This window comes from Neisseria sicca (assembly GCF_014054945.1).
GTDB classification, from domain to species: Bacteria; Pseudomonadota; Gammaproteobacteria; order Burkholderiales; family Neisseriaceae; genus Neisseria; species Neisseria sicca.
The window spans coordinates 1,463,099-1,487,607 of record NZ_CP059566.1; the positions used below are offsets into that span (position 1 = coordinate 1,463,099).

The following is a 24,509-nucleotide window of genomic DNA, read 5'->3' on the forward strand; positions in this document are numbered from 1 at the left end:
AAAAAAGAAAGCAGTTACACTGCCTTTTTAACTCGCTTTGATTTGGAAAGTATTGGTGGAGGCAAACGGGATCGAACCGATGACCCCCTGCTTGCAAAGCAGGTGCTCTACCAACTGAGCTATGCCCCCCCGTTCTTGGTGGGTCTGGGAGGACTTGAACCTCCGACCCCACGCTTATCAAGCGTGTGCTCTAACCAGCTGAGCTACAAACCCGGATTCTCTTCTTAAGCGAACCTTGTCTTCACTCAAGCATTTTTCCGCATCTTCTACAGTTTACCGATAAGTGTGAATGCAACAACCTCTTCTTTCTCTAGAAAGGAGGTGATCCAGCCGCAGGTTCCCCTACGGCTACCTTGTTACGACTTCACCCCAGTCATGAAGCATACCGTGGTAAGCGGGCTCCTTGCGGTTACCCTACCTACTTCTGGTATCCCCCACTCCCATGGTGTGACGGGCGGTGTGTACAAGACCCGGGAACGTATTCACCGCAGTATGCTGACCTGCGATTACTAGCGATTCCGACTTCATGCACTCGAGTTGCAGAGTGCAATCCGGACTACGATCGGTTTTGTGAGATTGGCTCCACCTCGCGGCTTGGCTACCCTCTGTACCGACCATTGTATGACGTGTGAAGCCCTGGTCATAAGGGCCATGAGGACTTGACGTCATCCCCACCTTCCTCCGGCTTGTCACCGGCAGTCTCATTAGAGTGCCCAACTTAATGATGGCAACTAATGACAAGGGTTGCGCTCGTTGCGGGACTTAACCCAACATCTCACGACACGAGCTGACGACAGCCATGCAGCACCTGTGTTACGGCTCCCGAAGGCACCCCTCCGTCTCTGGAGGGTTCCGTACATGTCAAGACCAGGTAAGGTTCTTCGCGTTGCATCGAATTAATCCACATCATCCACCGCTTGTGCGGGTCCCCGTCAATTCCTTTGAGTTTTAATCTTGCGACCGTACTCCCCAGGCGGTCGATTTCACGCGTTAGCTTCGCTACTAAGCAGTCATGCTGCCCAACAGCTAATCGACATCGTTTAGGGCGTGGACTACCAGGGTATCTAATCCTGTTTGCTACCCACGCTTTCGGGCATGAACGTCAGTGTTATCCCAGGAGGCTGCCTTCGCCATCGGTATTCCTCCACATCTCTACGCATTTCACTGCTACACGTGGAATTCTACCTCCCTCTGACACACTCTAGTCACCCAGTTCAGAACGCAGTTCCCAAGTTGAGCCCGGGGATTTCACATCCTGCTTAAGTAACCGTCTGCGCCCGCTTTACGCCCAGTAATTCCGATTAACGCTCGCACCCTACGTATTACCGCGGCTGCTGGCACGTAGTTAGCCGGTGCTTATTCTTCAGGTACCGTCATCAGACAGGGGTATTAACCCCGCCCTTTTCTTCCCTGACAAAAGTCCTTTACAACCCGAAGGCCTTCTTCAGACACGCGGCATGGCTGGATCAGGCTTGCGCCCATTGTCCAAAATTCCCCACTGCTGCCTCCCGTAGGAGTCTGGGCCGTGTCTCAGTCCCAGTGTGGCGGATCATCCTCTCAGACCCGCTACTGATCGTCGCCTTGGTAGGCCTTTACCCCACCAACTAGCTAATCAGATATCGGCCGCTCAAACAGCGCAAGGCCAAATGGTCCCCTGCTTTCTTCCTCAGAAGATATGCGGTATTAGCTAATCTTTCGATTAGTTATCCCCCACTGCTCGGTACGTTCCGATATGTTACTCACCCGTTCGCCACTCGCCACCCAAGAAGCAAGCTTCTCTGTGCTGCCGTCCGACTTGCATGTGTAAAGCATGCCGCCAGCGTTCAATCTGAGCCAGGATCAAACTCTTATGTTCAATCTCTAACTTTTTAACTTCTGGTCTGCTTCAAAGAAACCAACAGGACAATGTCTAAAACATCATCTTGTCTGTCTTTCAAACAGTGTGAGGCTGTCGCACTCACACTTATCGGTAATCTGTTTTGTTAAAGAGCGAAAACGAATTATAAAGCATTTCATCTCATTGTCAATCAAAACTTTTCTTAAAACCTCGAAAAATCAGACCAACTGTGATATACTTACCTGTTCGTTCAATCACCGCCGAAGCAGCGAAGAACCGAACTATACCCCCCTCCTCAAAAACCGTCAACCCCCAAAACCGCAAAAAATCCCACAAAACTAAACAACAACCTGAAATACAAAGACTTTTATTTCAAAATATTCTCAAACCAAACTCAATCAACAGCAAAGGTCGTCTGAAATCCCTTTCAGACGACCTTTTTCACTATTTACCACGCATCAATTCAAAAAACTCATCATTGTTTTTGGAATCTTTGAGTTTGCCCACCAAAAATTCGGTGGCCTCGATTTCGTCCATCGGATGCAGGAATTTGCGCAAGAGCCACATGCGCTGCAACTGGTCGTTCGGCACCAGCAACTCTTCACGACGCGTGCCGGATTTGTTGATGTTGATGGCGGGGAACAGGCGTTTTTCCGCCATGCGGCGGTCGAGGTGCAGCTCCATATTGCCTGTGCCTTTAAATTCTTCATAAATCACATCATCCATGCGACTGCCGGTTTCTACCAAAGCGGTCGCAATAATAGTGAGCGAGCCGCCTTCTTCAACGTTGCGCGCCGCACCGAAGAAGCGCTTGGGGCGGTGGAGGGCATTGGCATCTACGCCACCAGTCAGGATTTTACCGGAAGTGGGTACAACGGTATTGTAGGCGCGGGCGAGACGGGTAATCGAGTCAAGCAGGATGACCACGTCTTTTTTGTGTTCGACCATGCGCTTGGCTTTTTCAATCACCATTTCCGCCACTTGGACATGGCGTTGCGCCGGTTCGTCGAAGGTGGAGGAAACCACTTCGCCGCGCACGGAACGGCTCATTTCGGTAACCTCTTCCGGACGTTCGTCAATCAACAAGACAATGAGTTCGACATCGGGATAGTTGGCGGTAATCGCGTGGGCGATATTTTGCAGCATCACGGTCTTACCGGTTTTCGGCGGTGCAACCAAAAGGGCGCGTTGTCCGCGACCGATGGGGGAAACTAAATCAATGGCACGGCCAGTAAGGTTTTCTTCGGCTTTAATGTCGCGCTCGAGTTTGAATTGCTTGGTAGGGAAAAGCGGGGTGAGGTTTTCGAAGAGGATTTTGTGTTTGCAGACTTCGGGATGATCGCCGTTGATGCTGTCGAGACGGACGAGGGCGAAATAGCGTTCGTTGTCTTTGGGTACGCGTACGCTGCCTTCGATGGTGTCGCCCGTATGCAGGTTGAAGCGGCGGATTTGTGTGGGGGAGACGTAGATGTCGTCGGGGCCAGCGAGGTAGGAAGTGTCTGCGCTGCGTAAAAAGCCGAAGCCGTCGGGTAGGATTTCGAGCGTGCCGGAGCAGGTGAAGCTTTCGCCCTGCTTCATCATCTGACGGACAATGGCGAATACGAGGTCTTGTTTGCGGAAACGGTTGGCGTTTTCAATGCCGTGTTCTTCTGCCATTTCCAAGAGTTTGGAAATGTGTAGGGTTTGTAGTTCTGAAACGTGCATGATTTTTGACAGTTGTATTGGAAAGGAATGGGATTCGGAAGACAGAGGTCGTCTGAAAAGAATAGTGTACGGAACGTACGATGATTTTTGAGAAACCTGAATTGTAGGCAGTCGGAGGGCGGGTGTCAAATTTAGGCAGGGCAAGGTTTGTATGGCATAGGTTTTGTTGCATGACTGGTAACATTGAATTGAAAAAGTCGTCTGAAAAATACGTTTCAGACGACCTGTTATAAAGCAATAATAATCCTTCTGCTATTTAGCGTTTATTCAGATAACCCTCGGGGAAGATGCTGTGATATGAGGTGTATAGACCGATTGCCATCATAGAATAAGGAACTGTGAAGACAGAACCAGACAAAATTGTAAGAAAAATGAAAACTTCCCATATTTGCTGTTCCCCTCCTGCGCCTAACAGTTGTCCTCCTACACCCAATACAAAAATAATTGGTATAGCAAATAATGTCATTGCCAACCCAAATGCCATAATAACGCCAAACCAAATCAAGCTATATACCAGAAACGCAGGGATATTGCGAAAACAGGCATTTAAGCTAACCTTAATGGCGGCAACTGGTCTGACATCCTCCAACATGACCAAAGCAGGAGTCAACCAAAACATCATAGAACCAATGCTAATGACCATCAGCATTATAATGAACACAAGTGACTCCCCCATCGGCAACATCTCTAGAGCAGAGAGATTTCCTTTCGTAAGCAACATGATAGGAATAACAGCAACCAACGCAAGAAGCAGCATCGCAACTATACTCATCAGCATAAGAACTAGGAACGAACCGATCTTTTTAGTTGAAAAACCTGCAAACAAACTACCAAAGTTAAAATTCGCACCTTTTGCGGTTTGATGTGCCAGCAGCACAATACCACCTAGGAAACAATAGCTTCCCCAATATACAAACAGATTGATGATCACTTCGCGTATGACTATACCTAAGGACAATTGATTGAAGGTCATAGGCTGGCTGCCTTCTGCTGCATAGCTGGACAACAAACCCAAAGCAATCGGGATAAGGAAGAACAAAACCATTGCCCCTATCCATTTTAATTTGTATTTATTAAAAATACGCCATGATTCGGCAAACCAATTTACCCCTTCACTTGCACGCAAACGTTTGGGTTGATTAACGGGGCTATTAGGTACAGCAAAGCAATATGTTGCGTAGGTTGCGAAGTTTCCATAAAAATAATTTCCAAGTTTATGAATGAGAAAAATTATCATTATATCATAAAACATAGGTTTATTTATTGAGCCTTTTTGACAATAGGTCGTCTGAAATCTTTTCAGACGACCCCATTTATAACCACACACCCCTTTCTTCTTTGGAAGTTTGATAAATGACTACACCCACACCCAAAGACCCTCTCGGTTCTGCATGGATGATTGTTGCCGCACTCGGTTTTACCGTCATGAACGTGTGCATCAAAGCCGCGGCGGCAAAATTCGGTTTCAACAGTGGCGAACTGGTATTTTGGCGCATGAGTTTTGCTGCCGTCGTATTAGGCATAATGGCAAAAGCACGCGGCGACACCTTTGCCACACCACATTGGAAAACCCACCTCAACCGCAGCGTTGTCGGTACAGCCGCCATGTTTTGTCTGTTTTATGCCGTCATGCACCTGCCGCTGGCAACGGGGGTAACCTTAAGCTACACCTCCTCGATTTTTCTGGCGGTATTTTCATTTTTTATCCTGAAAGAGCGGATCGCGTTTTATACGCAGGCAGTTTTGTTATTTGGCTTTTTCGGTGTCGTCCTGCTGTTGAACCCTTCGTTCAAAGGCGGACAGGAAATCGCCGCATTGGCAGGCTTGGCGGGCGGAGCCATGTCAGGTTGGGCGTATTTGCAGGTACGCGAACTGTCATTGCTCGGCGAGCCGGGTTGGCGGGTAGTGTTTTATTTTTCGATAACCGGCGTCGTTATGGCATCGGTTTGGGCAACTTTGACCGGCTGGCACAGCATTTCCCTATCCGCCCTGCCCTATCTTTTCTGCATCGGACTTGCCGCCATGCTTGCCCAGCTTTCCATGACCCGCGCCTATAAAGTCGGCAACAAATTTACCGTCGCCTCTCTTTCTTATCTGACCGTCGTCTTTTCCGCCCTATCGGGCATGATATTTTTGGGCGATACCGTCACTTGGCAGGAAACCTTTGGTATGATTATTATTGTCACAAGCGGCATATTAAGCAGCATCCGGCCGGTTTCGATTAAAAAGTGGCTTACCAAAACAAGCTGACCATCAACCTCATCATTAACATCATATAAAAAGGAGAGTACGATGATTTCCATCCGCGAGCAGTCTTACGGTTTGAATGTGGCGCTGTACAACGAATTTACCCTCGACGATTTCCGCCAGCTTGAAGCTGCCTTATTGGAAAGCAAACAAAAAATCCACTTACCCGACGTCCTTTTAGATTTGTCCATGCTGAAAGATTTCACAATCGATATGGCGATGGAACAAATCAAATTCCTTAACCAACATGAAAACGACTTCGGCCGCGTCGCCGTTATTACAGACGACATTTGGATCAAACTCGGCGCCCGCCTCTCCAGCCTGTTGACCAACCAACATCCGAAATATTTTGACGATGCCACTAAGGCACAAGAATGGCTGTTGGCAAGCAATTTCAGGCAATAAAAATGAAGGGCTGAAACAGACGAAATAGCATCCCGCCCTTCTCACCTTCTGAATTTCGCTCGGAAGGGGTCGTCTAAAACATGCAAAATACACACAAAATAGCCCCGTTTTAGTGTTATCAATGACGTTTTTTCATTTAAATATGCTAAAACTCGATAATTTGTGTAAAATACACTCCGCATAAGGATAGGACTCCCATGCTGCTGATTCCCGCAATCGATTTAAAAGAAGGCCGCTGCGTGCGCCTGAAACAAGGTTTGATGGAGCAGGCGACGGTGTTTTCCGATTCGCCCGCCGAAACTGCGCTGCATTGGTTCAAACAAGGCGCGCGCCGTTTACATTTGGTGGACTTGAACGGCGCATTTGCCGGCGTTCCGCAAAATTTCCCCGCCATCAAGGACATCCTCGCTGCTGTTGCCAAAGACATTCCCGTACAGCTAGGCGGCGGAATACGCGACCTGGAAGCCATTGAAAAATATTTGGATTTGGGATTGAACGACGTCATTATCGGTACGGCGGCGGTAAAAAATCCCGACTTCGTGCGCGAGGCGTGCAAAACGTTTCCGGGGCAGATTATTGTCGGGTTGGATGCCAAAGACGGTATGGTGGCGATAGACGGCTGGGCGACCGTAACCGAGCATCATGTGATTGATTTGGCGAAACGTTTTGAAGACGACGGCGTCAACAGCATTATTTACACCGACATCGGCCGCGACGGCATGATGAGCGGCGTGAACATCGACGCAACCGTCAAACTGGCGCAAGCCGTTGCCATTCCGGTTATCGCGTCGGGCGGATTGACCAATTTGGACGACATCCGTGCTTTGTGTGCCGTTGAGAAACACGGCGTGGCGGGTGCGATTACCGGTCGTGCGATTTACGAGGGCAGTATTGATTTTGCCCAAGCGCAGCAGTTGGCGGATTCGCTGGCATAAGTTGGTGTAGCGAAACTCGCTGCGCTCGTTTTGGCGAAACTCGTTGCACTCGTTTTCAGACGACCTTATTTAAAAACAACCATCCAGGTCCTCTGAAATGACCTTATGTTTTCTTACTCACTTGTCCCGCCGTTTTCAAACAATATAGCGGGGCGAAGATACACAATACTCGGTTGAACCTGTTTGCTTTCATTGTTGTCCTGTCTGCACAGGCAGGACAAAAGACGGGTTCGTCCATTTTTCTTCACAATAAAAGGCGGCTGACCACCGAATATTGTTTGGGACTCACCATCCCACACTCACTAGTTTTATTTACTTTTCAAGGGGTATTTCATGTTTGAAGCATTTATTTTGGGCTTTTGGATTATCTGGTCGTCTGGCCGCAACGTACGCGCCGTCAGCGAAGGTTTGGGATTTACCATTATCGCCATCCTCGTCCGCCAGCTTTCCGCGTTCGATATGCCGATGATCGACACCTATTGGATGGTGTTTAACGGCGCGTTATGGGCATTTGCCAGCACAGTGTTTTATATCGTCGGACGCTTCAGCGGCAGCTTTATGACTTCCTGCGTATTCGCCGCCATTGCAGGCGTCGGCTATTTCCAACTGCTCCAACACCTGCCCAAATGGGTGCACAACTGGCTGGCGTGACACCTGCCTTGCCGGTATCAATGATTTGAAAGGTCGTCTGAAACGGCTTATCCGTTTGGGTGAAATCCGTTGTATGGGTTTTAGCGTAACCGGCTGTACCCACTTTCAGACGACCTCATTCCTAGGTTTGGAAAGGCATTCAAAATGGCACTGGCAAAACGCATCATCCCCTGTCTCGACGTCAAAGACGGCCGCGTCGTCAAAGGCGTAAACTTCCTTGGTTTGCGCGATGCGGGCAATCCCGTCGATGTCGCCAAACGCTACAACGACGAAGGTGCGGACGAGCTGACCTTCCTCGACATCACTGCCTCCTCCGACAACCGCGACACCATTTTGCGCGTCATCGAAGACGTTGCCTCACAAGTTTTCATTCCGCTGACCGTCGGCGGCGGTGTGCGCACCGTAGCCGACATCCGCCGCCTGCTCAATGCCGGTGCGGACAAAGCCAGCATCAACACCGCTGCCGTCACCAACCCCGATTTAGTCAACGAAGCCGCCGGATTTTTCGGCTCGCAAGCCATCGTCGTCGCCGTCGATGCCAAAGCCGTCAATCCCGAAAACACCCGCTGGGAAATTTTCACCCACGGCGGGCGCACGCCGACCGGTTTGGACGCAGTCGAATGGGCGGTTGAAATGCAGCGGCGCGGCGCGGGCGAAATCCTGCTCACCAGCATGGACAGGGACGGCACGAAACAAGGCTTCAATCTGCCGCTGACCCGCGCCGTCAGCGAAGCGGTCGATATTCCTGTTATCGCTTCCGGCGGCGTCGGTAATGTGCAGCATCTGATTGACGGCATCAAAGAAGGCAAAGCCGATGCCGTGCTTGCCGCCAGCATTTTCCACTTCGGCGAAGTCAGTATCCGCGATGCGAAGCTCGCCATGCGTGAAGCCGGAATCGAAGTGCGGCTGTAAGTTGAACTTGATTGACTCGAGGTCGTCTGAAAACGAGCGCAGCGAGTTTCGCCAAAACGAGTGTAACGAGTTTCGCTAAAATGAACGAAGCGAGTTCGTCAAAATAAATAAGGATGCCGAATATGGATAACAGCCTGCTTGAAGCCGTCAAATTCGACGAAAAAGGCTTGGTCTGCGCCATCGCCCAAGATAGACAGACCCGCCGCGTATTGATGGTCGCATGGATGAATGCCGAGGCGCTGCAAAAAACCGTAGCAACCGGTTTCGCCCACTATTACAGCCGTTCGCGCCAAAAGCAATGGATGAAGGGCGAAGAATCGGGACACACGCAAAAGGTTTACGAATTACGCCTCGACTGCGACGGCGACGCCATTGTAATGTTGATAGACCAAAACGGCGGCATCGCCTGCCATACGGGACGCGAAAGCTGTTTCTACAAAGTTTGGAAAGACGGCGCATGGCAGACGGTTGATGCCGTGTTGAAAGACGAAAAAGCCATTTATGGGCATACGCATCCTTAGAGGTCGTCTGAAAACGAGCGCAGCGAGTTTCGCTAAAAATCGGGCGGATGATTGTCTGTTGTCAGAAACAGCGTTACGCGAAGCCAAGCAAACCGATGCCTTATCCGAATAATCCTTATCCTTCAAAGCCGAAAATCCCATGACCAACACCATCCTCTCCCAAATCCAAAACACCATCGACTCCCGCAAAGGCGGCGATTCCGAAGCTTCCTACGTTGCCCAGCTTCTGCACAAAGGCAAAGACAAAATCCTCAAAAAAGTCATCGAAGAAGCGGGCGAAGTGCTGATGGCGTCGAAAGACGGCGGCGGTGAACACCTCGTTTACGAAGTTGCCGACTTATGGTTTCACACCATGGTTCTCTTGGCGCACCACGGTTTGCGCGCCGAAGATGTCGTCAACGAGCTTGCGCGCCGTCAAGGTTTATCAGGCTTGGCGGAAAAAGCCTCTCGCAAAGAGTCTTGAATTTATATTACAATCCGACCTTATTCGTTTTTCTGCCGTCTGTTTGACGAAACGCGCTGCACACGTTTTAGCGAAACTCGCTGCGCTCGTTTTCAGACGACCTTGGAGCCATTATGGACAACTGTATTTTCTGTAAAATCGCCGCCAAAGACATTCCGGCGCAAACCGTTTACGAAGACGACGAGATGTTGTGCTTCAAAGACATCCGCCCCGCCGCGCCGGTTCATCTGCTGCTGATTCCGAAAGTCCATTTCGACTCGCTGGCACACGCCGCGCCCGAACATCAAACCCTCTTGGGCAAAATGATGTTGAAAGTCCCTCAAATCGCCAAAGCGGCAGGTTTGACCGACGGTTTCAAAACCCTGATCAATACAGGCAAAGGCGGCGGGCAGGAAGTGTTCCACCTGCATATCCACATCATGGGTACGCCTGCGTAAACCAACATTTCAAATATCCATTTTCAACTATATCAAGGATTTATTATGGGTAGCTTCTCTCTGTGGCACTGGATTATCGTATTAATCATCGTTGTTTTGGTTTTCGGTACCAAAAAACTGCGCAACGTCGGCAAAGACCTCGGCGGTGCCGTGCATGACTTCAAACAAGGCCTAAATGAAGGTACCGACGGCAAAGATGCCAAAAAAGACGAAGTCATCGAACACAAAAAAGACGAAGACAAAGCATAATCTATGTTTGATTTCGGTTTGGGCGAGCTGCTTTTAGTCGGCATCGTCGCCCTGATTGTACTCGGCCCCGAGCGTCTGCCCGAAACCGCCCGCGCCGCCGGACGGCTTATCGGCAAGCTGCAACGCCTCGTCAGCAGCGTCAAGCAGGAATTCAACACCCAAGTCGAATTGGAAGAGCTGCGCAAAGCCAAACAGGAATTTGAAGCCGCCGCCGCACAAGTGCGCGACAGCCTCAAAGAAACCGGTACGGATATGCAGGACAACCTGCACGACATTTCCGACGGACTCAAACCTTGGGAACGCCTGCCGGCGCAGCGCACGCCTGCCGATTTCGGTTTGGATGAACACGGTAACCCGCTTCCTTCGTTAAGCACGGAAGTTTCAGACGATCCAGCTGTTTCCACGTCGTCTGAAAACGCTCTGCTGCAAGCAGACACTACGACGGATGCTGTCGAAACCGACACGCCTGCAGAATCCGAGCAAGACCGCGCATGGCGCGAATACCTGACCGGCAGCGCCGCCCCAGCGTCCAATGTCGTAGAAGTCAGCTATATCGACACTTCCGCAGACGCGCCCGTGCTGCATATCACTTCCCTCAAAAAACAAGCGATGAACCGCAAGCGCGACCTGCGCCCGAAATTTCATGCCAAACCCAAACTTCGCGTCCGTAAAAAGTGAGTAAACCGGTGTCCGAACCTCAAAACGAACAACCCGTCCAACCTCTTATCGAACACCTTATCGAGCTGCGCCGCCGCCTGATGTGGATCGTCATCGGCATCGTCGTCTGCTTTCTCGGCATGATGCCGTTTGCCCAGCAGCTTTACACCTTTGTTGCCGAACCATTGATGGTGAATCTTCCCAAAGACACCAGCATGATTGCCACCGACGTCATCGCACCGTTTTTCGTGCCGGTGAAAGTGACGCTGATGGCGGCATTCCTCGTTTCCCTGCCGCACACGCTCTACCAAATCTGGGCATTCGTCGCGCCCGCCCTCTATCAAAACGAAAAACGCCTGATCACCCCGCTTGTCCTCTCCAGCGTCAGCCTGTTTTTTGTCGGCATGGCGTTTGCCTACTACCTCGTTTTCCCCGTCATCTTTAAATTCCTCGCAGGCATCACCCCCGTCGGTGTCAACATGGCAACCGACATCGACAAATATTTGTCCTTTATTTTGGGTATGTTCGTCGCATTCGGCACGACTTTCGAAGTCCCCGTCGTCGTCGTCCTGCTCGCCAAAATCGGCGTCGTGACCACCGAACAACTCAAAAATGCACGACCCTACGTCATTGTCGGCGCATTTGTCGTTGCCGCCATCATTACCCCGCCGGACGTGATTTCCCAAACCCTGCTTGCCGTCCCGCTTATCTTGCTTTACGAAGCAGGTATCTGGTGCAGCCGCTTTGCCAAACCCAAATCGGACAAAACCGACGAACACTCGCCCCTTCCGCCCGCAGAAACTTAAATCTGCCTACAAAGGGCAAAGGTCGTCTGAAACGGAACATTCCGTTTCAGACGACCTTTTTCATACGCCAGCGTTTGCATTTTATAGTGGATTAAATTTAAATCAGGACAAGGCGACGAAGCCACAGACAGTACAGATAGTACGGAACCGATTCACTTGGTGCTTCAGCACCTTAGAGAATCGTTCTCTTTGAGCTAAGGCGAGGCAACGCCGTACTGGTTTAAAGTTAATCCACTATACCGACCTTATACCGAAATCCCCACCAATTTCCTACATTGCCCCTTTCAGACGACCCCTCTATAATCCCCGTTTCCATCCTAAAAACAGGAAACACCTCATGAACATCACAGAAATCGTCCGCCAACGATACAGCACCAAATCTTTCGACCCGTCCAAAAAAATCGCTGCCGAAGACTTCGCCCATATCGAAGCCGCCCTGCGCAACAGCCCCTCCAGCGTCAATATGCAGCCGTGGCACTTTATCATCGCCGATGACGAAGCTGGCAAAGCGCGCATTGCCAAATCCACCGAAAAACTCCCTTACAACACCCCGAAAATTACTCATGCCTCCCACGTCGTCGTTTTCGCCGCCCGCGTTTGTGCCGACGATGATTATGTCGCCGCCGTATTGGCGCAAGAGGACAAAGACGGACGTTTCGCCACGGAAGAAGCCAAGCAGGCAGGCGATTCCACCCGCCGCCTGTTCTTGGGCATCCACCGCAACCAATTCCAAGATGAAGAGCAATGGCTTGCCAAACAAGTCTATCTCAACATGGGCTTCACCCTATTCGCCGCTGCCGCAGCAGGCATCGACGCCGTGCCGATGGAAGGCGTCGATTTGCAGGTTTTGAATGAGGAATTCGGTTTGACTGAAAAAGGCTACAAAGCCGTCGCCGTCGTCTCCTTCGGCTACCGTGCCGCAGACGATTTCAACGCCGCGCTGCCCAAATCGCGTTTTGAAAACGAAGTCATCTTCACCAAAATCTAAACCCGATAGAAACAAAAACAAGGTCGTCTGAAACCCGACAATGCAGGATTTCAGACGACCTTATTTGTATAGTGGATTAACTTTAAACCGGTACGGCGTTGCCTCGCCTTAGCTCAAAGAGAACGATTCTCTAAGGTGCTGAAGCACCAAGTGAATCGGTTCCGTACTATCTGTACTGTCTGTGGCTTCGTCGCCTTGTCCTGATTTAAATTTAATCCACTATATCAGCCAATCGCGGCAACGATAGGATTAAATCGCCGCTTCCGCGCGTTCGCCCGTCCGTATCCGAATCACTTCTTCAACCGGCAGCACAAAAATCTTGCCGTCTCCAATTTTGCCCGACCGCGCAGTCTCCACAATGATATCGATGGCGCGTTCCACATCTTCATCTGCCAACACCAGCTCGACTTTGACTTTCGGCAGAAAATCAACCGCATACTCCGCGCCGCGGTAAATTTCGGTATGCCCTTTCTGACGGCCGAAACCTTTAACCTCGCTGACCGTCATGCCGCTTATCCCGATTTCTGTCAGAGCTTCACGGACATCGTCCAATTTAAACGGCTTAATCACAGCTTCGATTTTTTTCATGATATTTTTCCTTAAATTTCAGGATGGCATAGCGTTCGACCCTCAGCCAATCCGGTTTGGATGAAACGTTGAATCAGCCTAAACGCAGCCTTGCTTCCATTTTTTACACAATATAGTGGATTAACTTTAAACCAGTACGGCGTTGCCTCGCCTTAGCTCAAAGAGAACGATTCTCTCAGGTGCTGAAGCACCAAGTGAATCGGTTCCGTACTATCTGTACTGTCTGCGGCTTCGTCGCCTTGTCCTGATTTAAATTTAATCCACTATATAGACCGAACCGCCTGCCCACCCTAGCGTAGAACAGGTTGAATATTATAGTGAAACGCTAACAAAACCGCTATGGAGCGCTTGTCATCGGCTTCCGCCCATTTTCCAACACCTCCCGTTTAACACGGACAAACAGGAATAAAAAGCGATACAAGGTCGTCTGAAAAAGGTTTTTAGGCATAAAATTTCCTGAATACCCTATTTTTTTATTTGATTAGTATTTTTTATCCAAAATTCAGCATAATGTTTTCCAATATTCATCATTCGGGATTTTGATTTACGTTAAAATATGCCTTTTTTTGTGAAGGTCGTCTGAAAAAGACGGAGAGAATAGATGTCTGAACAACATACACACGCTTCGACTTGGAAAAGCAAAATCAATGCGCTGGGGCCCGGAATCATGATGGCTTCGGCGGCGGTCGGCGGTTCGCACCTGATTGCCTCGACGCAGGCGGGTGCGCTTTACGGCTGGCAGCTTGCGTTGATTATCATTTTGATCAACCTCTTCAAATATCCGTTTTTCCGTTTCAGCGCGCATTACACGCTGGATACGGGCAAAAGCCTGATTGAAGGCTATGCGGAAAAAAGCCGCGTTTATTTGTGGGTATTCCTGATTTTGTGCGTTATCTCGGCAACAATTAACGCAGGTGCGGTCGCCATCGTGACCGCCGCCATCGTCAAAATGGCAATTCCGTCGCTGACGCTGAATGTCGGCGCAATCTCCGCGCTGATTATGGCTTCCTGCCTGATTATCTTGGCGAGCGGACGTTACAAAGCCTTGGACAACGTTTCCAAAATCATCATCGTCAGCCTGACGATTGCCACAGTCGCCGCCGCCGCCATCGCCATGTCGCGCGGCATGCAGATGAAACCCGACTTTATCGAGCCTACCCCATGGACACTGGCAGGCTTGGGCTTCTTAATCGCGTTGATGGGCTGGATGCCTGCGCCGATTGAAATTTCCGCTATCAACTCTTTGTGGGTAACGGAAAAACAACGCATCAATCCTTCCAGTTACCGCGACGGTATTTTCGACTTCAACGTCGGCTACATCACCAGCGCAGTGTTGGCAGTCGTCTTCCTCGCCTTAGGCGCGTATGTGCAGTACGGTAACGGGGAGGCAGTGCAAATGGCGGGTGGCAAATACGTCGGTCAACTGATCAATATGTACGCCGTCACCATCGGCGATTGGTCGCGTCCGATGGTTGCATTCATCGCCTTCGCCTGCATGTACGGCACGACGATTACCGTAGTGGACGGCTACGCGCGTGCGATTGCCGAGCCGGTGCGCCTGCTGCGCGGCAAAGACAAAACGGGCAACGTCGAACTGTTTGCCTGGAACGTTTGGGTCGCAGGTACGGGTTTGGCAGTGATTTTCTGGTTCAACAGCGCGATGGCGGAGCTGCTCAAATTCGCCATGATTACCGCCTTCGTTTCTGCCCCCGTGTTCGCTTGGTTGAACTACCGCCTCGTCAAAGGCGACAAACGCCACAAGCTGACGGCAGGTATGGACCTCCTCGCCATCCTCGGCTTGATTTACCTGACCGGGTTTACGGTTTTGTTCCTGCTGAACCTGACAGGCATCTTGGCTGCACCTAAGTAAGCCCAATCAAAACAAAGGTCGTCTGAAAACCGGATTTTGGTTTTCAGACGACCTTTTGTTATGTATGGCAAAATGTTCAAACGAAGGGACGAACGTCAAACCGATGCCGCAAAGCAAACCGACATCGCCGCAGCCCATCAGAAACTCCGCCATATCCTTTTGAATTTCCAACCAAACCCATTATAATATCGCCTCCTCGCGCCGTCGCGGACGACTCCCGGCGGCATTTGTTATGGAAGAATTATGAAGCCGTCTATCTTAGAAAAACTACAACAACTCAGCGACCGTTTGGAAGAAGTCACCCACCTCCTCGGACAGCCCGCGGATGCTGAAGAAATGCTGTCCGCCCCCGAAAAGCAACAGCACGGCCACGATAAGGAAATGCCATGAAATACCTATATTCTCTGATAGTCTGTGTCATACTGGCAGCCTGTTCTTTCGAAGTCAATGAAACCACCCGCACCGACAACAGTGTCGCCATCAAAGCCGCCGCCGACGCACAGGCGAAACAAGCCGTTCATCCCGACAATCCGTCGCCCTACGGCCTGACCATGGGCAAAGCCACAGTGGCCGACGCGCTGAAAAAGCATCCGCAACTTGCTAAGGCAGCCTCCAGCACCATAGGCTACAGCAACGGCACGTCTGTTCCGATGAACAATGCCTACTCAATGCCCGATGCAGACGGTTCGATTATCGTTTTCCAATTCGATGATACGCACGACACGTTGCAAAACATCATGCTGATACCGTCTAAAAAACCGTTTCACCAAGTGAAAAAGGAATTTGACGCGCTCTACCCGCCCTACCCGCGCCTGAACCGCGAAGAATTCGAAGCCCTCGCCCCGCAAGGCACAGATTTCGAGCATCAGGAAAACTGGTTCGCGCAACACAAATCCGACATCGCCTTCTACAAACAGGGCGACACGCTGATTTTGGCCGCCGTCAGCGCGGCATCGCCGAAGGAAAGTATCGTGATGTACCGCAACAGCAGCTACATCCCCGTATTGAAGGAAAAAGCGGCAGAAATCACCACCCGCAAACTGCACTGATCTGCAATACGGAAAAGTAATCGGTTATCATCCGCGCCAATCCGTCACGGGTCGTCTGAAAACCTTTCAGACGACCTTCAAAGAAAGACTTACATGAAACCCAGCATCATCGAAAAATTACAACAACTATCCGACCGTTTGGAAGAAGTCACCTCCCTCCTCGGACAGCCCGAAGCCACGTCCGACATGGACAACTACCGCAAGCTCACGCGCGAACACGCCGAATTGACGCCCGTGGTCGAAGTGTTCCAAAACTATCAGCAGGCGCAAAGCGACTTGGCGGATGCCGAAGAAATGCTGTCGGACCCCGAAATGAAAGACTTTGCCGCCGAAGAAATCGAAGCGGCGAAAGTCAAAATCGACACGCTCGATACCGAACTGCAAAAACTGCTGCTGCCCAAAGATGCCGACGACGACAAAAACATCTTCATCGAAGTGCGCGCCGGAACGGGCGGCGACGAAGCCGCGCTGTTTGCAGGCGATTTGCTGCGTATGTACAGCCGTTACGCCGAACGTAACCGCTGGCAGGTCGAAATCGTTTCCGCCAACGAAAGCGAGTTGGGCGGCTATAAAGAAGTCATCGCCCGCATTGTCGGACTCGGGGCGTACAGTCGTCTGAAATTCGAATCGGGCGGCCACCGCGTGCAACGCGTCCCCGCCACCGAAAGCCAAGGCCGTATCCACACCTCCGCCTGCACCGTCGCCGTCATGCCCGAAGCGGACGAACTCGAAGACATCGAGTTGAACCCCGCCGACCTGCGCATCGACACCTTCCGCGCATCCGGCGCGGGCGGTCAGCACATCAACAAAACCGACTCCGCCGTCCGCATCACCCACCTGCCCACCGGCATGGTGGTCGAATGCCAAGACGGCCGCAGCCAACACGCCAACAAAGCGCAGGCGATGAAAGTCCTCGCCGCCCGCCTGAACGACGCGCAAAAACGCGAAGCCCAAGCCAAAGAAGCCGCTGAGCGCAAATCCCTCATCGGCAGCGGCGACCGTAGCGAACGCATCCGCACCTACAACTACCCGCAAGGCCGCGTGACCGACCACCGCATCAACCTCACCCTGCACAAGCTGGATTTTGTGATGGACGGAGACTTGGAAGAAATCACCAACGCCCTGATTGCCGAACATCAGGCTGAGCTTCTGGCGGCAATGGGCGATTAATGGGACGGTTGACGCTTGGTTTCAAAGCGTGAAAGTAGGCTTGATGGCGGGAAAACAAGTTCTGCCACAGCGTAAATCAAGCCTCAGCCGTCGCCCGCCGTCCTTTCCGTAACCATAAAATCCTATGCGGAAATGACGGCGCTCCTAAAAAGCCTTCCCATCGTCTTCAAACGCAAGCCCAGATAAACCGGTTTTCCCAGTCTTCCAACAATCCGCCCCTTTTTCAGACGACCCATCCCAACCCATGAACACCCCGCTCACCCGCCGCCGTTTTTTCGCCATCGCCGCCCTGACTGCCGCCGGAGCGGCCGCGCCCTTCCTCCTGAACCGCAACCGCCCTGCCTCGTTACCAACTACCGGCGAGCCCGTCATTTGGAAAGGCATCGCGCTGGGTTCCGGCGCCGAGCTCCGCCTCTTCGGCGTTGACCGCAAAGAAGCCGAAATCCTTGTCAACAAAGTCCTCGCAGAAGTCGCCCGCCTCGAAAAAATCTTCAGCCTCTACCGCGAAGACAGCCTGATCAACCGACTGAACAAAGAAGGTCGTCTGAACAACCCGCCGCCCGATTTCCTCGCCCTGTTGAGCATCTGCCGCGACATCCATGCCCTGACAGACGGCGCGTTCGACCCCACCGTCCAAGTGCTGTGGAACCTCTACGCAGACCATTTCCGCCGCAACCCGCGTACCGAAACCCCGCCGTCCGACCCAGATATCCGGCGCACCCTCAAACTCGTCGGCTTCAAACACGTCGTCTTCGACCAAAAAACCATCCTCTTCGAACAAAAAGGCATGGGCTTATCCCTCAACGGCATCGCCCAAGGCTACATCACCGACAAAATCACCGCCCTGCTGCAACAACACGGCATCCGCCAAGCCCTCGTCGATATGGGCGAAATCCGCGGCTTCGACACCGACAACCAACGCACATGGAACGTCGGCATCCGCAATCCCCAAAACGAAGAAGCCACCCTCCTGACCATCCCCATGCAAAACCAAGCCTTCGCCACCTCAGGCGGCTACGGTACCGTGATGGACGAAGCCGGCAAGTTCACCCACCTCTTCGACCCCCGCACCGGCACTGCCACACCGCGCTACCGCAGCGTCAGCGTCATGGCGCCAACCGCCGCCGTTGCCGATGCCTTCTCCACCGCGTTCTCCATCATGGACGAATCCGCCATCCGTACCGCAGCCCGCGCCAAACAGGCAAAAGTCTGGCTGGTCATGCCCGACAACCGCATTGAAACCCTAGCCTGAACGACTTATCCGCTAAAATGGTGTACTACAAAGAAACGCAGCTACAAGGTCGTCTGAATGCCCAAACTCCATCAAATCATCGAACGTCATTGGCAACGCCCCAATCCGTTTTTATCTTTCCTGCTCAAACCCTTATCCAAACTGTTTGCCAAAATTGCGGCGAAACGGCGCGATGATTTCGTTTCAGGTCGTCTGAAAAGCGAAAAGCTGCCCGTGCCTGTGGTCGTGGTCGGCAATATCCACGCGGGCGGGACGGGGAAAACGCCGATTGTCGCCGCGCTGGTGTCGGGTTTGCAGGAAAAAGGCATCAAGGTCGGCATCATCAGCAGGGGCTACGGGCGCAAGAGCAAGGCGGTTCATGTATTGAATGAGAAGAGCCGAGCGGAAGATGCGGGCGACGAGCCTTTGCTGCTGTTCCGTAAAACCGGCGCGCCGACGGCGGTGGGCAGCAGCCGTGCGGAGGCAGGCAGGGCGTTGCTGGCGGCGCATCCCGACATCAGGCTGATTGTGGCGGACGACGGTTTGCAGCATTACGCCCTGTGGCGGGATGTGGAAATCGCGGTGTTTCCGGCGGCGGATACGGGGCGGTCGGATTTGGATTTGCTGCCCAACGGCAGTTTGCGCGAACCTTTGTCGCGGCTGGATTCGGTGGACGCGGTCGTTGTCAGCGGCGGCAAGGCGAATGCGTCGTTTGCTCCGTCTGAAAATATGTTTCACAGCCGTATCGAAACGGGACAGATTTACCGTTTGAACAAGCCGTCTGAAATACTGGATACAGGTCGTCTGAAAAACCAAACTGTCGCCGCCGTGGCAGGTATCGCCAAACCGGAGCGTTTTTTTGATTCGCTGCGGAACATGGGCATCACGTTGAACCAAACCGTCGCACTGCCCGACCATGCCGATATCGCTGCGACAGATTTGCCGGATGCAGACGCGGTCATTATTACGGAAAAGGATGCGGTCAAGTTTTCAGACGACCTCAATCTGAATCATGTATGGGTGTTGCCTGTTTGTGCGATAATCGAACCTGATTTGGCGGCGTTTGTGTCGGAACAGCTGAAAGATTCGCGACAGGTCGTCTGAAATCAATTGATTCTTTGTTGCTGTTTGTCTTGAATAATAAGGAAATTTATGAACCTGAAGAAACTGCTGCTCACTTTCGTTGCCATTGCCGCCTGTTCCGCCGCAACTGCCGCGCCTCCAAGCGATAAGTCTCTAAATAGATGGATGGAAGTCCAGCATATCGAACGCGACTTTCTCAAAAATTTGACCAACATGGCGGAAGCACAAAACCGACAGCTCATGCAACCGATCATCTCCTCATATCCACCGGAACTGCAGCCGCAATTACAAGCCGCGTCAGACCGTTATATGAACAAAGTGTTTAAAGCTTATTTCACACCGCAACTTAGAAACAAATTAATGAAAGAAATAAAAAAAGTTGCCAAGGACGAGTTCACTCAACAAGAGATTGATGCCATGATTGCGTTTTACGAGACTCCCGTAGGACAATCTATCGTGGAGAAAAATTCGGCATTCATAAAAAAACTCGCCAATATAGGGGCAAGCGAAGCGGATATGAAAGAAATAGAAACAATTAGCGAACACTACCTAATTGAATTTGAAAACGAAATTAAAAAAATATTGTCTGAAGAATGTACCCCCTAAACCTTAAACAGGAGAAAAAGATGAAACTGAAAACCTTGTTATTGCCCTTCGCCGCGCTGGCATTGTGTGCCAACGCATTTGCCGCTACACCCAGCGACGCGTCGCTGGAGCGTCTGTTTGAAGTGCAGAAGATGGATGCCCTGTTGGACCAGTCTTTCCAAAGCATGGAGGGCATTGTGCTTTCCGATCCGAATGTACAGAAATTTTTGAAAGATGCGCCGGAAGACAAACGTCCGCAGTTGGAGGCGGTATTGAAAAAGTATGCAACCCGGTCGATTGCCGAAATCAACACGCCGCAAGTGCGCGCCCAATTGCGTAAAGCGACTTTAGACGGCATGAAGACGGTTTATACGCAAGAAGAAGTCAACGCATTGATTGGCTTTTACAGCACGGCGGTAGGTCAATCGATAATGGACAAAACGCCGCGCTATCTTGAGGCAACGGTGAAACCGATGATGAACATCCTTGCCGGCAAATACACCCAATCCAACCAAAGCGCAAACTTGAGGCGCGAAATCCGCCAAATCATGTGCGAAGGCAAAAATCCTGCCCAAGCCTGCGCCAAACAGCCGAACAAACCGGCACGGAAAAAATAATGCCGCTTGAGGTCGTCTGAAAACGAGCGAAGCGAGCTTCGCTATAGTGGATTAAATTTAAATCAGGACAAGGCGACGAAGCTGCAGACAGTACAGATAGTACGGCAAGGCGAGGCAACGCCGTACTGGTTTAAAGTTAATCCACTATAAACCATCAAACCCGAAAGAAACCCCATGGAAAAAAAATTCTTAGACATCCTCGTCTGCCCCGTTACCAAAGGCAGGCTGGAATATCATCAGGACAAACAGGAATTGTGGAGCCGTCAGGCGAAGCTGGCTTATCCGATTAAAGACGGCATTCCCTATATGCTGGAAAACGAAGCGCGAGCGTTGAGCGAAGAGGAACTCAAAGCATGACCGAATTCGTCGTATTGATTCCAGCGCGGCTGGATTCATCGCGCCTGCCCGGAAAAGCCTTGGCGGATATTCACGGCAAACCGATGGTCGTGCGCGTTGCCGAACAGGCGGCAAAAAGCAAAGCGGCGCGCGTCGTTGTTGCCACCGACCATCCCGATATTCAGGCGGCCTGTCAGGCGCAAGGCGTCGAAGTCGTCATGACTTCAAACCGGCACGAAAGCGGCACAACGCGCCTTGCCGAAGCCGCCGCTGCACTGAAGCTGCCACAACATCTGGTGGTCGTCAACGTACAGGGCGACGAACCACTGATTGCCCCCGAACTCATCGACCGCACTGCCGAAGTCTTGGTAGAAAACAACGTGCAGATGGCGACCGCGGCGCACGAATTACACGATTTCGACGAATTTATGAATCCCAACGTCGTCAAAGTCGTCCTCGACAAAAACCGCAACGCCATCTACTTCAGCCGCGCCCCGATTCCCTATCCGCGCGATGCCATGCGCGCCGAAAAACGCGAATTGCCCGCCGAAACCGCCGTCCTGCGCCATATCGGCATTTACGCCTACCGCGCCGGCTTCCTGCAACGCTACGCCGAAATGAGCGTTTCGCCGCTGGAAACCATCGAATCGTTGGAGCAACTGCGCGTCCTGTGGCACGGCTACCCGATTGCCATCGAAACCGCCAAACAAGCCCCCGCCGCCGGCGTGGATACGCAGGAAGATTTGGACAGGGTCCGAGCCGTCTTTGAGGCCGTCTGAAAGGAAAAACATGACCGATTTACGCCATTTGAGCCGCGAAGAGCAAAAACTGCTTGCCGATGTTACCCTGCTGGTTCAAAACGACGACCAAGAGTTTAACTATGAAATGTTGAAAGCCGCCGCGCCGGACGAAGCCAGCGGCGAGTTTTGGTTCCGTGTGGCGGAAACGCTCAGTACGCTGCCGCCCAACCGTTCGCTGGATTTGCGCTTGAACGGCGGCAGGCTGACGGTTGCCGTGTCGATTTTGTCGGTATTGCTGCAAGACAGCCCTGAAATTCCGCAGCTTTGGGCGCAAAAGGTAATTGCGCTCAACTACTTGGCACACGGGCATCAGACCCGCGCGCTCGGTTTGGCGCAGCAGGCGGACAAGGCGGCGGAAGCCAGCGAGGAAGAGTATTTGGCAAAGACTTTATCGCAAAACCTGCTTTCCACTTTGAAAGAGGCACTGGAGCGGTTTCCCGAAGACACATGGTTTGCCGAAATGCGCGATGACGCATGGAAACATTTCGGCGCGGAACAGGCCGTCTGAAGTTTTGAACGATAAACGCAAGCCGTGTAAAATCATTTGAATCACGTTTCAAATCCATATCACTTAACAAAAAGGAACACCCATGAAAGTATTATTGTTAGGCGCGCCGGGCGCGGGCAAAGGCACTCAGGCACAATTCATCACCGCTGCGTTCGGCATTCCGCAAATTTCCACCGGCGATATGCTCCGCGCTGCGATTAAAGCAGGCACGCCGCTGGGTTTGGAAGCGAAAAAAATCATTGACGAAGGCGGCTTGGTGCGCGACGACATCATCATCGGCATGGTGAAAGAACGCATCGCGCAAGACGACTGCAAAAACGGTTTCCTGTTCGACGGTTTCCCGCGCACGCTGGCACAAGCCGAAGCGATGGTTGAAGCGGGCGTGGATTTGGACGCGGTCGTTGAAATCGACGTACCCGACAGCGTGATTGTCGACCGCATGAGCGGCCGCCGCGTTCACTTGGCTTCCGGCCGCACCTACCACGTTACCTACAATCCGCCCAAAGTCGAAGGCAAAGACGACGTAACCGGCGAAGATTTGATTCAGCGCGACGACGACAAAGAAGAAACCGTCAAAAAACGCCTTGCCGTTTACCACGAGCAAACCGAAGTGCTGGTCGATTTTTACAGCAAGCTGGAAGGCGAACACGCGCCGAAATACATCAAGGTTGACGGCACTCAGCCGGTAGAAGCCGTGAAAGCCGAAATATTGGGCGCATTGGGCAAATAAATCGAAAAGGTCGTCTGAAAACAGAAATAAGGTTTTCAGACGACCTATTTTTGATAAACAGCGTGTTGCAACCGAAAAATAATCATTCGGCGTCATTCCCGCGCAGGCGGGAGTCCATTTCTGAATTTGGGCAATCGCTGTTTAAATCTGATGAACTGAGTTTTATCAATGGATTCCCGCCTGCGCGGGAATGACGGCTGATGTACCGGTTCAAATTTATCCGAAACAGTTTGTCGGGGGCTTGAGTCCGCGTAGGTGGACATCAATGCCCGACCTACGGTTTGAATTTACGTTGTTACTGCGAAAAAGACGATAAAGGTCGTCTGAAAACCCAAAACGAAAACACCATGAATCCTTTAATCACCGACTTCCAAACTCCGCAACAACGCACCCCCGTCATTGTTGCCCTTGATTTTGCCAACGAAAAAGACACGCTCGGATTCGTCCGCAACCTTGATCCGACGTTGTGCCAAATCAAAATCGGCAAAGAGCTGTTTACCGCCACGGGGCGCAGTTTGGCGGAAAGCCTAATTCATCAGGGTTTCAAACTCTTTCTCGATTTGAAATACCACGACATTCCCCACACCGTCGCGCAAGCCTGCAAAGTCGCCGCCGACATGGGCGTGTGGATGGTCGATATGCACGCATCGGGCGGCCGCCGCATGATGGAAGCCGCCGCCGAAGCCGTTGCCGGATACGGCACGAAGCCGCTCTTAATCGGCGTAACCGTACTGACCAGCATGGAACAAAGCGATTTGGCGGAAATCGGTTTGAATATCGCCCCTGAAGAACAAGTCATCCGCTTGGCAAAACTGGCGCAAAGTTCGGACTTGGACGGCGTAGTCTGTTCCGCCCAAGAAGCCGCGCCGTTGCGCCGCGAATTGGGACAGGATTTTGTCTTGGTAACGCCCGGCATCCGTTTGGACGTTGCCGGCAACAACGACGACCAACGCCGCATCATGACGCCCGCCGAAGCATTGACGGCAGGTTCGACTTATCTGGTGATGGGCCGCCCCGTTACCCAAGCCGCCGATCCGGTAGCCGTATTGCGCGAAGTGAACCGCGTGGCGAACCTTGAAGCAAACTGATTTTCAGACGACCTTACAGGTTGAGGCCGTCTGAAAAAACAC

The 24,509-nt window shown here is 51.8% G+C and carries 30 protein-coding genes, 2 tRNA genes and 1 rRNA gene; 26 read left to right on the plus strand and 7 right to left on the minus strand.

What is annotated here, in order from left to right; genetic code table 11:
- Nucleotides 1-53: 53 nt before the first annotated feature.
- From H3L95_RS07055 to H3L95_RS07075, 5 genes are all read right to left on the minus strand, one after another.
- Nucleotides 54-129 (minus strand) — tRNA-Ala (locus H3L95_RS07055).
- Nucleotides 130-136: 7 nt separating this feature from the next.
- A tRNA-Ile gene (locus H3L95_RS07060) sits at nucleotides 137-213 on the minus strand.
- A 101-nt stretch (nucleotides 214-314) separates the two neighbouring features.
- Nucleotides 315-1,855: ribosomal RNA gene (locus H3L95_RS07065) — 16S ribosomal RNA — on the minus strand.
- A 426-nt stretch (nucleotides 1,856-2,281) separates the two neighbouring features.
- Nucleotides 2,282-3,541, minus strand: coding sequence for a transcription termination factor Rho (rho, locus tag H3L95_RS07070; protein ID WP_003756207.1), 1,260 nt, complete (start codon nucleotides 3,539-3,541; stop codon nucleotides 2,282-2,284).
- 256 nt (nucleotides 3,542-3,797) lie between these two features.
- Complete coding sequence (locus tag H3L95_RS07075; RefSeq protein ID WP_003756205.1) at nucleotides 3,798-4,793, minus strand: hypothetical protein; 996 nt, start codon at nucleotides 4,791-4,793, stop codon at nucleotides 3,798-3,800.
- A 101-nt stretch (nucleotides 4,794-4,894) separates the two neighbouring features.
- Between H3L95_RS07075 and H3L95_RS07080 the strand changes: the two genes are divergently transcribed.
- The 13 genes from H3L95_RS07080 (at nucleotide 4,895) to nfsB (ending at nucleotide 12,812) form a co-directional block, all read left to right on the plus strand.
- Nucleotides 4,895-5,791, plus strand: a complete 897-nt coding sequence (locus H3L95_RS07080; RefSeq protein WP_040667957.1) for a DMT family transporter — start codon at nucleotides 4,895-4,897, stop codon at nucleotides 5,789-5,791.
- A gap of 42 nt (nucleotides 5,792-5,833) precedes the next feature.
- A complete protein-coding gene (locus H3L95_RS07085; RefSeq protein WP_003756202.1) occupies nucleotides 5,834-6,193 on the plus strand; it encodes a SpoIIAA family protein in 360 nt (119 codons plus the stop codon).
- Between the two features lie 197 nt (nucleotides 6,194-6,390).
- Complete coding sequence (gene hisA, locus H3L95_RS07090) at nucleotides 6,391-7,128, plus strand: 1-(5-phosphoribosyl)-5-[(5-phosphoribosylamino)methylideneamino]imidazole-4-carboxamide isomerase (protein ID WP_003756199.1); 738 nt, start codon at nucleotides 6,391-6,393, stop codon at nucleotides 7,126-7,128.
- Between the two features lie 333 nt (nucleotides 7,129-7,461).
- Nucleotides 7,462-7,779 carry a hypothetical protein gene (locus H3L95_RS07095; RefSeq protein WP_003756197.1) on the plus strand — a complete coding sequence of 106 codons (318 nt, stop codon included), beginning with the start codon at nucleotides 7,462-7,464 and terminating at the stop codon, nucleotides 7,777-7,779.
- A gap of 144 nt (nucleotides 7,780-7,923) precedes the next feature.
- The gene (gene hisF, locus H3L95_RS07100) at nucleotides 7,924-8,691 is read left to right on the plus strand and encodes an imidazole glycerol phosphate synthase subunit HisF (protein ID WP_003756189.1); all 768 of its coding nucleotides are present in this window, start codon (nucleotides 7,924-7,926) and stop codon (nucleotides 8,689-8,691) included.
- A 122-nt stretch (nucleotides 8,692-8,813) separates the two neighbouring features.
- Nucleotides 8,814-9,212, plus strand: coding sequence for a phosphoribosyl-AMP cyclohydrolase (gene hisI, locus H3L95_RS07105; protein ID WP_040667955.1), 399 nt, complete (start codon nucleotides 8,814-8,816; stop codon nucleotides 9,210-9,212).
- Nucleotides 9,193-9,324: a hypothetical protein gene (locus tag H3L95_RS13845; protein ID WP_003756185.1), complete on the plus strand. Its 132-nt coding sequence runs from the start codon at nucleotides 9,193-9,195 to the stop codon at nucleotides 9,322-9,324. Before hisI ends, H3L95_RS13845 begins: the two co-directional genes overlap by 20 nt.
- Nucleotides 9,325-9,351: 27 nt before the next feature.
- Nucleotides 9,352-9,675 (plus strand): phosphoribosyl-ATP diphosphatase, encoded by a 324-nt coding sequence (locus H3L95_RS07110; protein WP_003756182.1) that lies wholly within the window; start codon nucleotides 9,352-9,354, stop codon nucleotides 9,673-9,675.
- Nucleotides 9,676-9,788: 113 nt separating this feature from the next.
- The gene (locus H3L95_RS07115) at nucleotides 9,789-10,112 is read left to right on the plus strand and encodes a histidine triad nucleotide-binding protein (RefSeq protein ID WP_003756181.1); all 324 of its coding nucleotides are present in this window, start codon (nucleotides 9,789-9,791) and stop codon (nucleotides 10,110-10,112) included.
- A gap of 45 nt (nucleotides 10,113-10,157) precedes the next feature.
- A complete protein-coding gene (gene tatA / locus H3L95_RS07120; RefSeq protein ID WP_003679438.1) occupies nucleotides 10,158-10,361 on the plus strand; it encodes a Sec-independent protein translocase subunit TatA in 204 nt (67 codons plus the stop codon).
- A gap of 3 nt (nucleotides 10,362-10,364) precedes the next feature.
- Nucleotides 10,365-11,039 (plus strand): Sec-independent protein translocase protein TatB, encoded by a 675-nt coding sequence (tatB, locus tag H3L95_RS07125; protein WP_003756179.1) that lies wholly within the window; start codon nucleotides 10,365-10,367, stop codon nucleotides 11,037-11,039.
- A gap of 8 nt (nucleotides 11,040-11,047) precedes the next feature.
- Nucleotides 11,048-11,824, plus strand: coding sequence for a twin-arginine translocase subunit TatC (gene tatC, locus H3L95_RS07130; RefSeq protein ID WP_040667953.1), 777 nt, complete (start codon nucleotides 11,048-11,050; stop codon nucleotides 11,822-11,824).
- Between the two features lie 337 nt (nucleotides 11,825-12,161).
- Nucleotides 12,162-12,812 carry an oxygen-insensitive NAD(P)H nitroreductase gene (gene nfsB / locus H3L95_RS07135; RefSeq protein ID WP_003756174.1) on the plus strand — a complete coding sequence of 217 codons (651 nt, stop codon included), beginning with the start codon at nucleotides 12,162-12,164 and terminating at the stop codon, nucleotides 12,810-12,812.
- Between the two features lie 249 nt (nucleotides 12,813-13,061).
- Here nfsB and H3L95_RS07140 read toward each other — a convergent pair whose 3' ends face one another.
- On the minus strand, nucleotides 13,062-13,400 hold the full coding sequence (locus tag H3L95_RS07140; protein WP_003756171.1) for a P-II family nitrogen regulator: 339 nt from the start codon (nucleotides 13,398-13,400) through the stop codon (nucleotides 13,062-13,064).
- Between the two features lie 601 nt (nucleotides 13,401-14,001).
- Here H3L95_RS07140 and H3L95_RS07145 point away from each other — a divergent pair.
- Nucleotides 14,002-15,270 (plus strand): NRAMP family divalent metal transporter, encoded by a 1,269-nt coding sequence (locus H3L95_RS07145; protein ID WP_003756169.1) that lies wholly within the window; start codon nucleotides 14,002-14,004, stop codon nucleotides 15,268-15,270.
- Nucleotides 15,271-15,276: 6 nt separating this feature from the next.
- Here the strand turns inward: H3L95_RS07145 and H3L95_RS07150 are convergent, their stop codons facing one another.
- Complete coding sequence (locus H3L95_RS07150) at nucleotides 15,277-15,423, minus strand: hypothetical protein (protein ID WP_003776856.1); 147 nt, start codon at nucleotides 15,421-15,423, stop codon at nucleotides 15,277-15,279.
- Nucleotides 15,424-15,513: 90 nt separating this feature from the next.
- On the opposite strand from H3L95_RS07150, the gene H3L95_RS13850 reads away from it, so the two are divergent.
- The 12 genes from H3L95_RS13850 (at nucleotide 15,514) to pyrF (ending at nucleotide 24,467) form a co-directional block, all read left to right on the plus strand.
- Nucleotides 15,514-15,660, plus strand: a complete 147-nt coding sequence (locus H3L95_RS13850) for a hypothetical protein (protein WP_003756166.1) — start codon at nucleotides 15,514-15,516, stop codon at nucleotides 15,658-15,660.
- On the plus strand, nucleotides 15,657-16,319 hold the full coding sequence (locus H3L95_RS07160; protein ID WP_003756164.1) for a hypothetical protein: 663 nt from the start codon (nucleotides 15,657-15,659) through the stop codon (nucleotides 16,317-16,319). Before H3L95_RS13850 ends, H3L95_RS07160 begins: the two co-directional genes overlap by 4 nt.
- Before the next feature lie 93 nt (nucleotides 16,320-16,412).
- Nucleotides 16,413-17,489, plus strand: a complete 1,077-nt coding sequence (prfA, locus tag H3L95_RS07165) for a peptide chain release factor 1 (protein ID WP_003756162.1) — start codon at nucleotides 16,413-16,415, stop codon at nucleotides 17,487-17,489.
- Nucleotides 17,490-17,733: 244 nt separating this feature from the next.
- Nucleotides 17,734-18,741, plus strand: a complete 1,008-nt coding sequence (locus H3L95_RS07170) for an FAD:protein FMN transferase (RefSeq protein ID WP_040667951.1) — start codon at nucleotides 17,734-17,736, stop codon at nucleotides 18,739-18,741.
- A gap of 57 nt (nucleotides 18,742-18,798) precedes the next feature.
- Nucleotides 18,799-19,824, plus strand: a complete 1,026-nt coding sequence (gene lpxK, locus H3L95_RS07175; RefSeq protein ID WP_003756153.1) for a tetraacyldisaccharide 4'-kinase — start codon at nucleotides 18,799-18,801, stop codon at nucleotides 19,822-19,824.
- Nucleotides 19,825-19,872: 48 nt separating this feature from the next.
- Nucleotides 19,873-20,409 (plus strand): DUF2059 domain-containing protein, encoded by a 537-nt coding sequence (locus H3L95_RS07180; RefSeq protein WP_003756150.1) that lies wholly within the window; start codon nucleotides 19,873-19,875, stop codon nucleotides 20,407-20,409.
- 20 nt (nucleotides 20,410-20,429) lie between these two features.
- Nucleotides 20,430-21,005, plus strand: coding sequence for a DUF2059 domain-containing protein (locus H3L95_RS07185; RefSeq protein WP_040667950.1), 576 nt, complete (start codon nucleotides 20,430-20,432; stop codon nucleotides 21,003-21,005).
- A 174-nt stretch (nucleotides 21,006-21,179) separates the two neighbouring features.
- Nucleotides 21,180-21,362, plus strand: a complete 183-nt coding sequence (locus H3L95_RS07195) for a Trm112 family protein (RefSeq protein WP_002221286.1) — start codon at nucleotides 21,180-21,182, stop codon at nucleotides 21,360-21,362.
- Complete coding sequence (gene kdsB, locus H3L95_RS07200) at nucleotides 21,359-22,120, plus strand: 3-deoxy-manno-octulosonate cytidylyltransferase (protein ID WP_003756144.1); 762 nt, start codon at nucleotides 21,359-21,361, stop codon at nucleotides 22,118-22,120. Before H3L95_RS07195 ends, kdsB begins: the two co-directional genes overlap by 4 nt.
- 10 nt (nucleotides 22,121-22,130) lie before the next feature.
- Nucleotides 22,131-22,649 carry a hypothetical protein gene (locus H3L95_RS07205; protein ID WP_003756142.1) on the plus strand — a complete coding sequence of 173 codons (519 nt, stop codon included), beginning with the start codon at nucleotides 22,131-22,133 and terminating at the stop codon, nucleotides 22,647-22,649.
- A gap of 82 nt (nucleotides 22,650-22,731) precedes the next feature.
- Complete coding sequence (gene adk / locus H3L95_RS07210) at nucleotides 22,732-23,379, plus strand: adenylate kinase (RefSeq protein ID WP_003756137.1); 648 nt, start codon at nucleotides 22,732-22,734, stop codon at nucleotides 23,377-23,379.
- Nucleotides 23,380-23,726: 347 nt separating this feature from the next.
- On the plus strand, nucleotides 23,727-24,467 hold the full coding sequence (pyrF, locus tag H3L95_RS07215; RefSeq protein WP_003756133.1) for an orotidine-5'-phosphate decarboxylase: 741 nt from the start codon (nucleotides 23,727-23,729) through the stop codon (nucleotides 24,465-24,467).
- Nucleotides 24,468-24,509 lie beyond the last annotated feature (42 nt).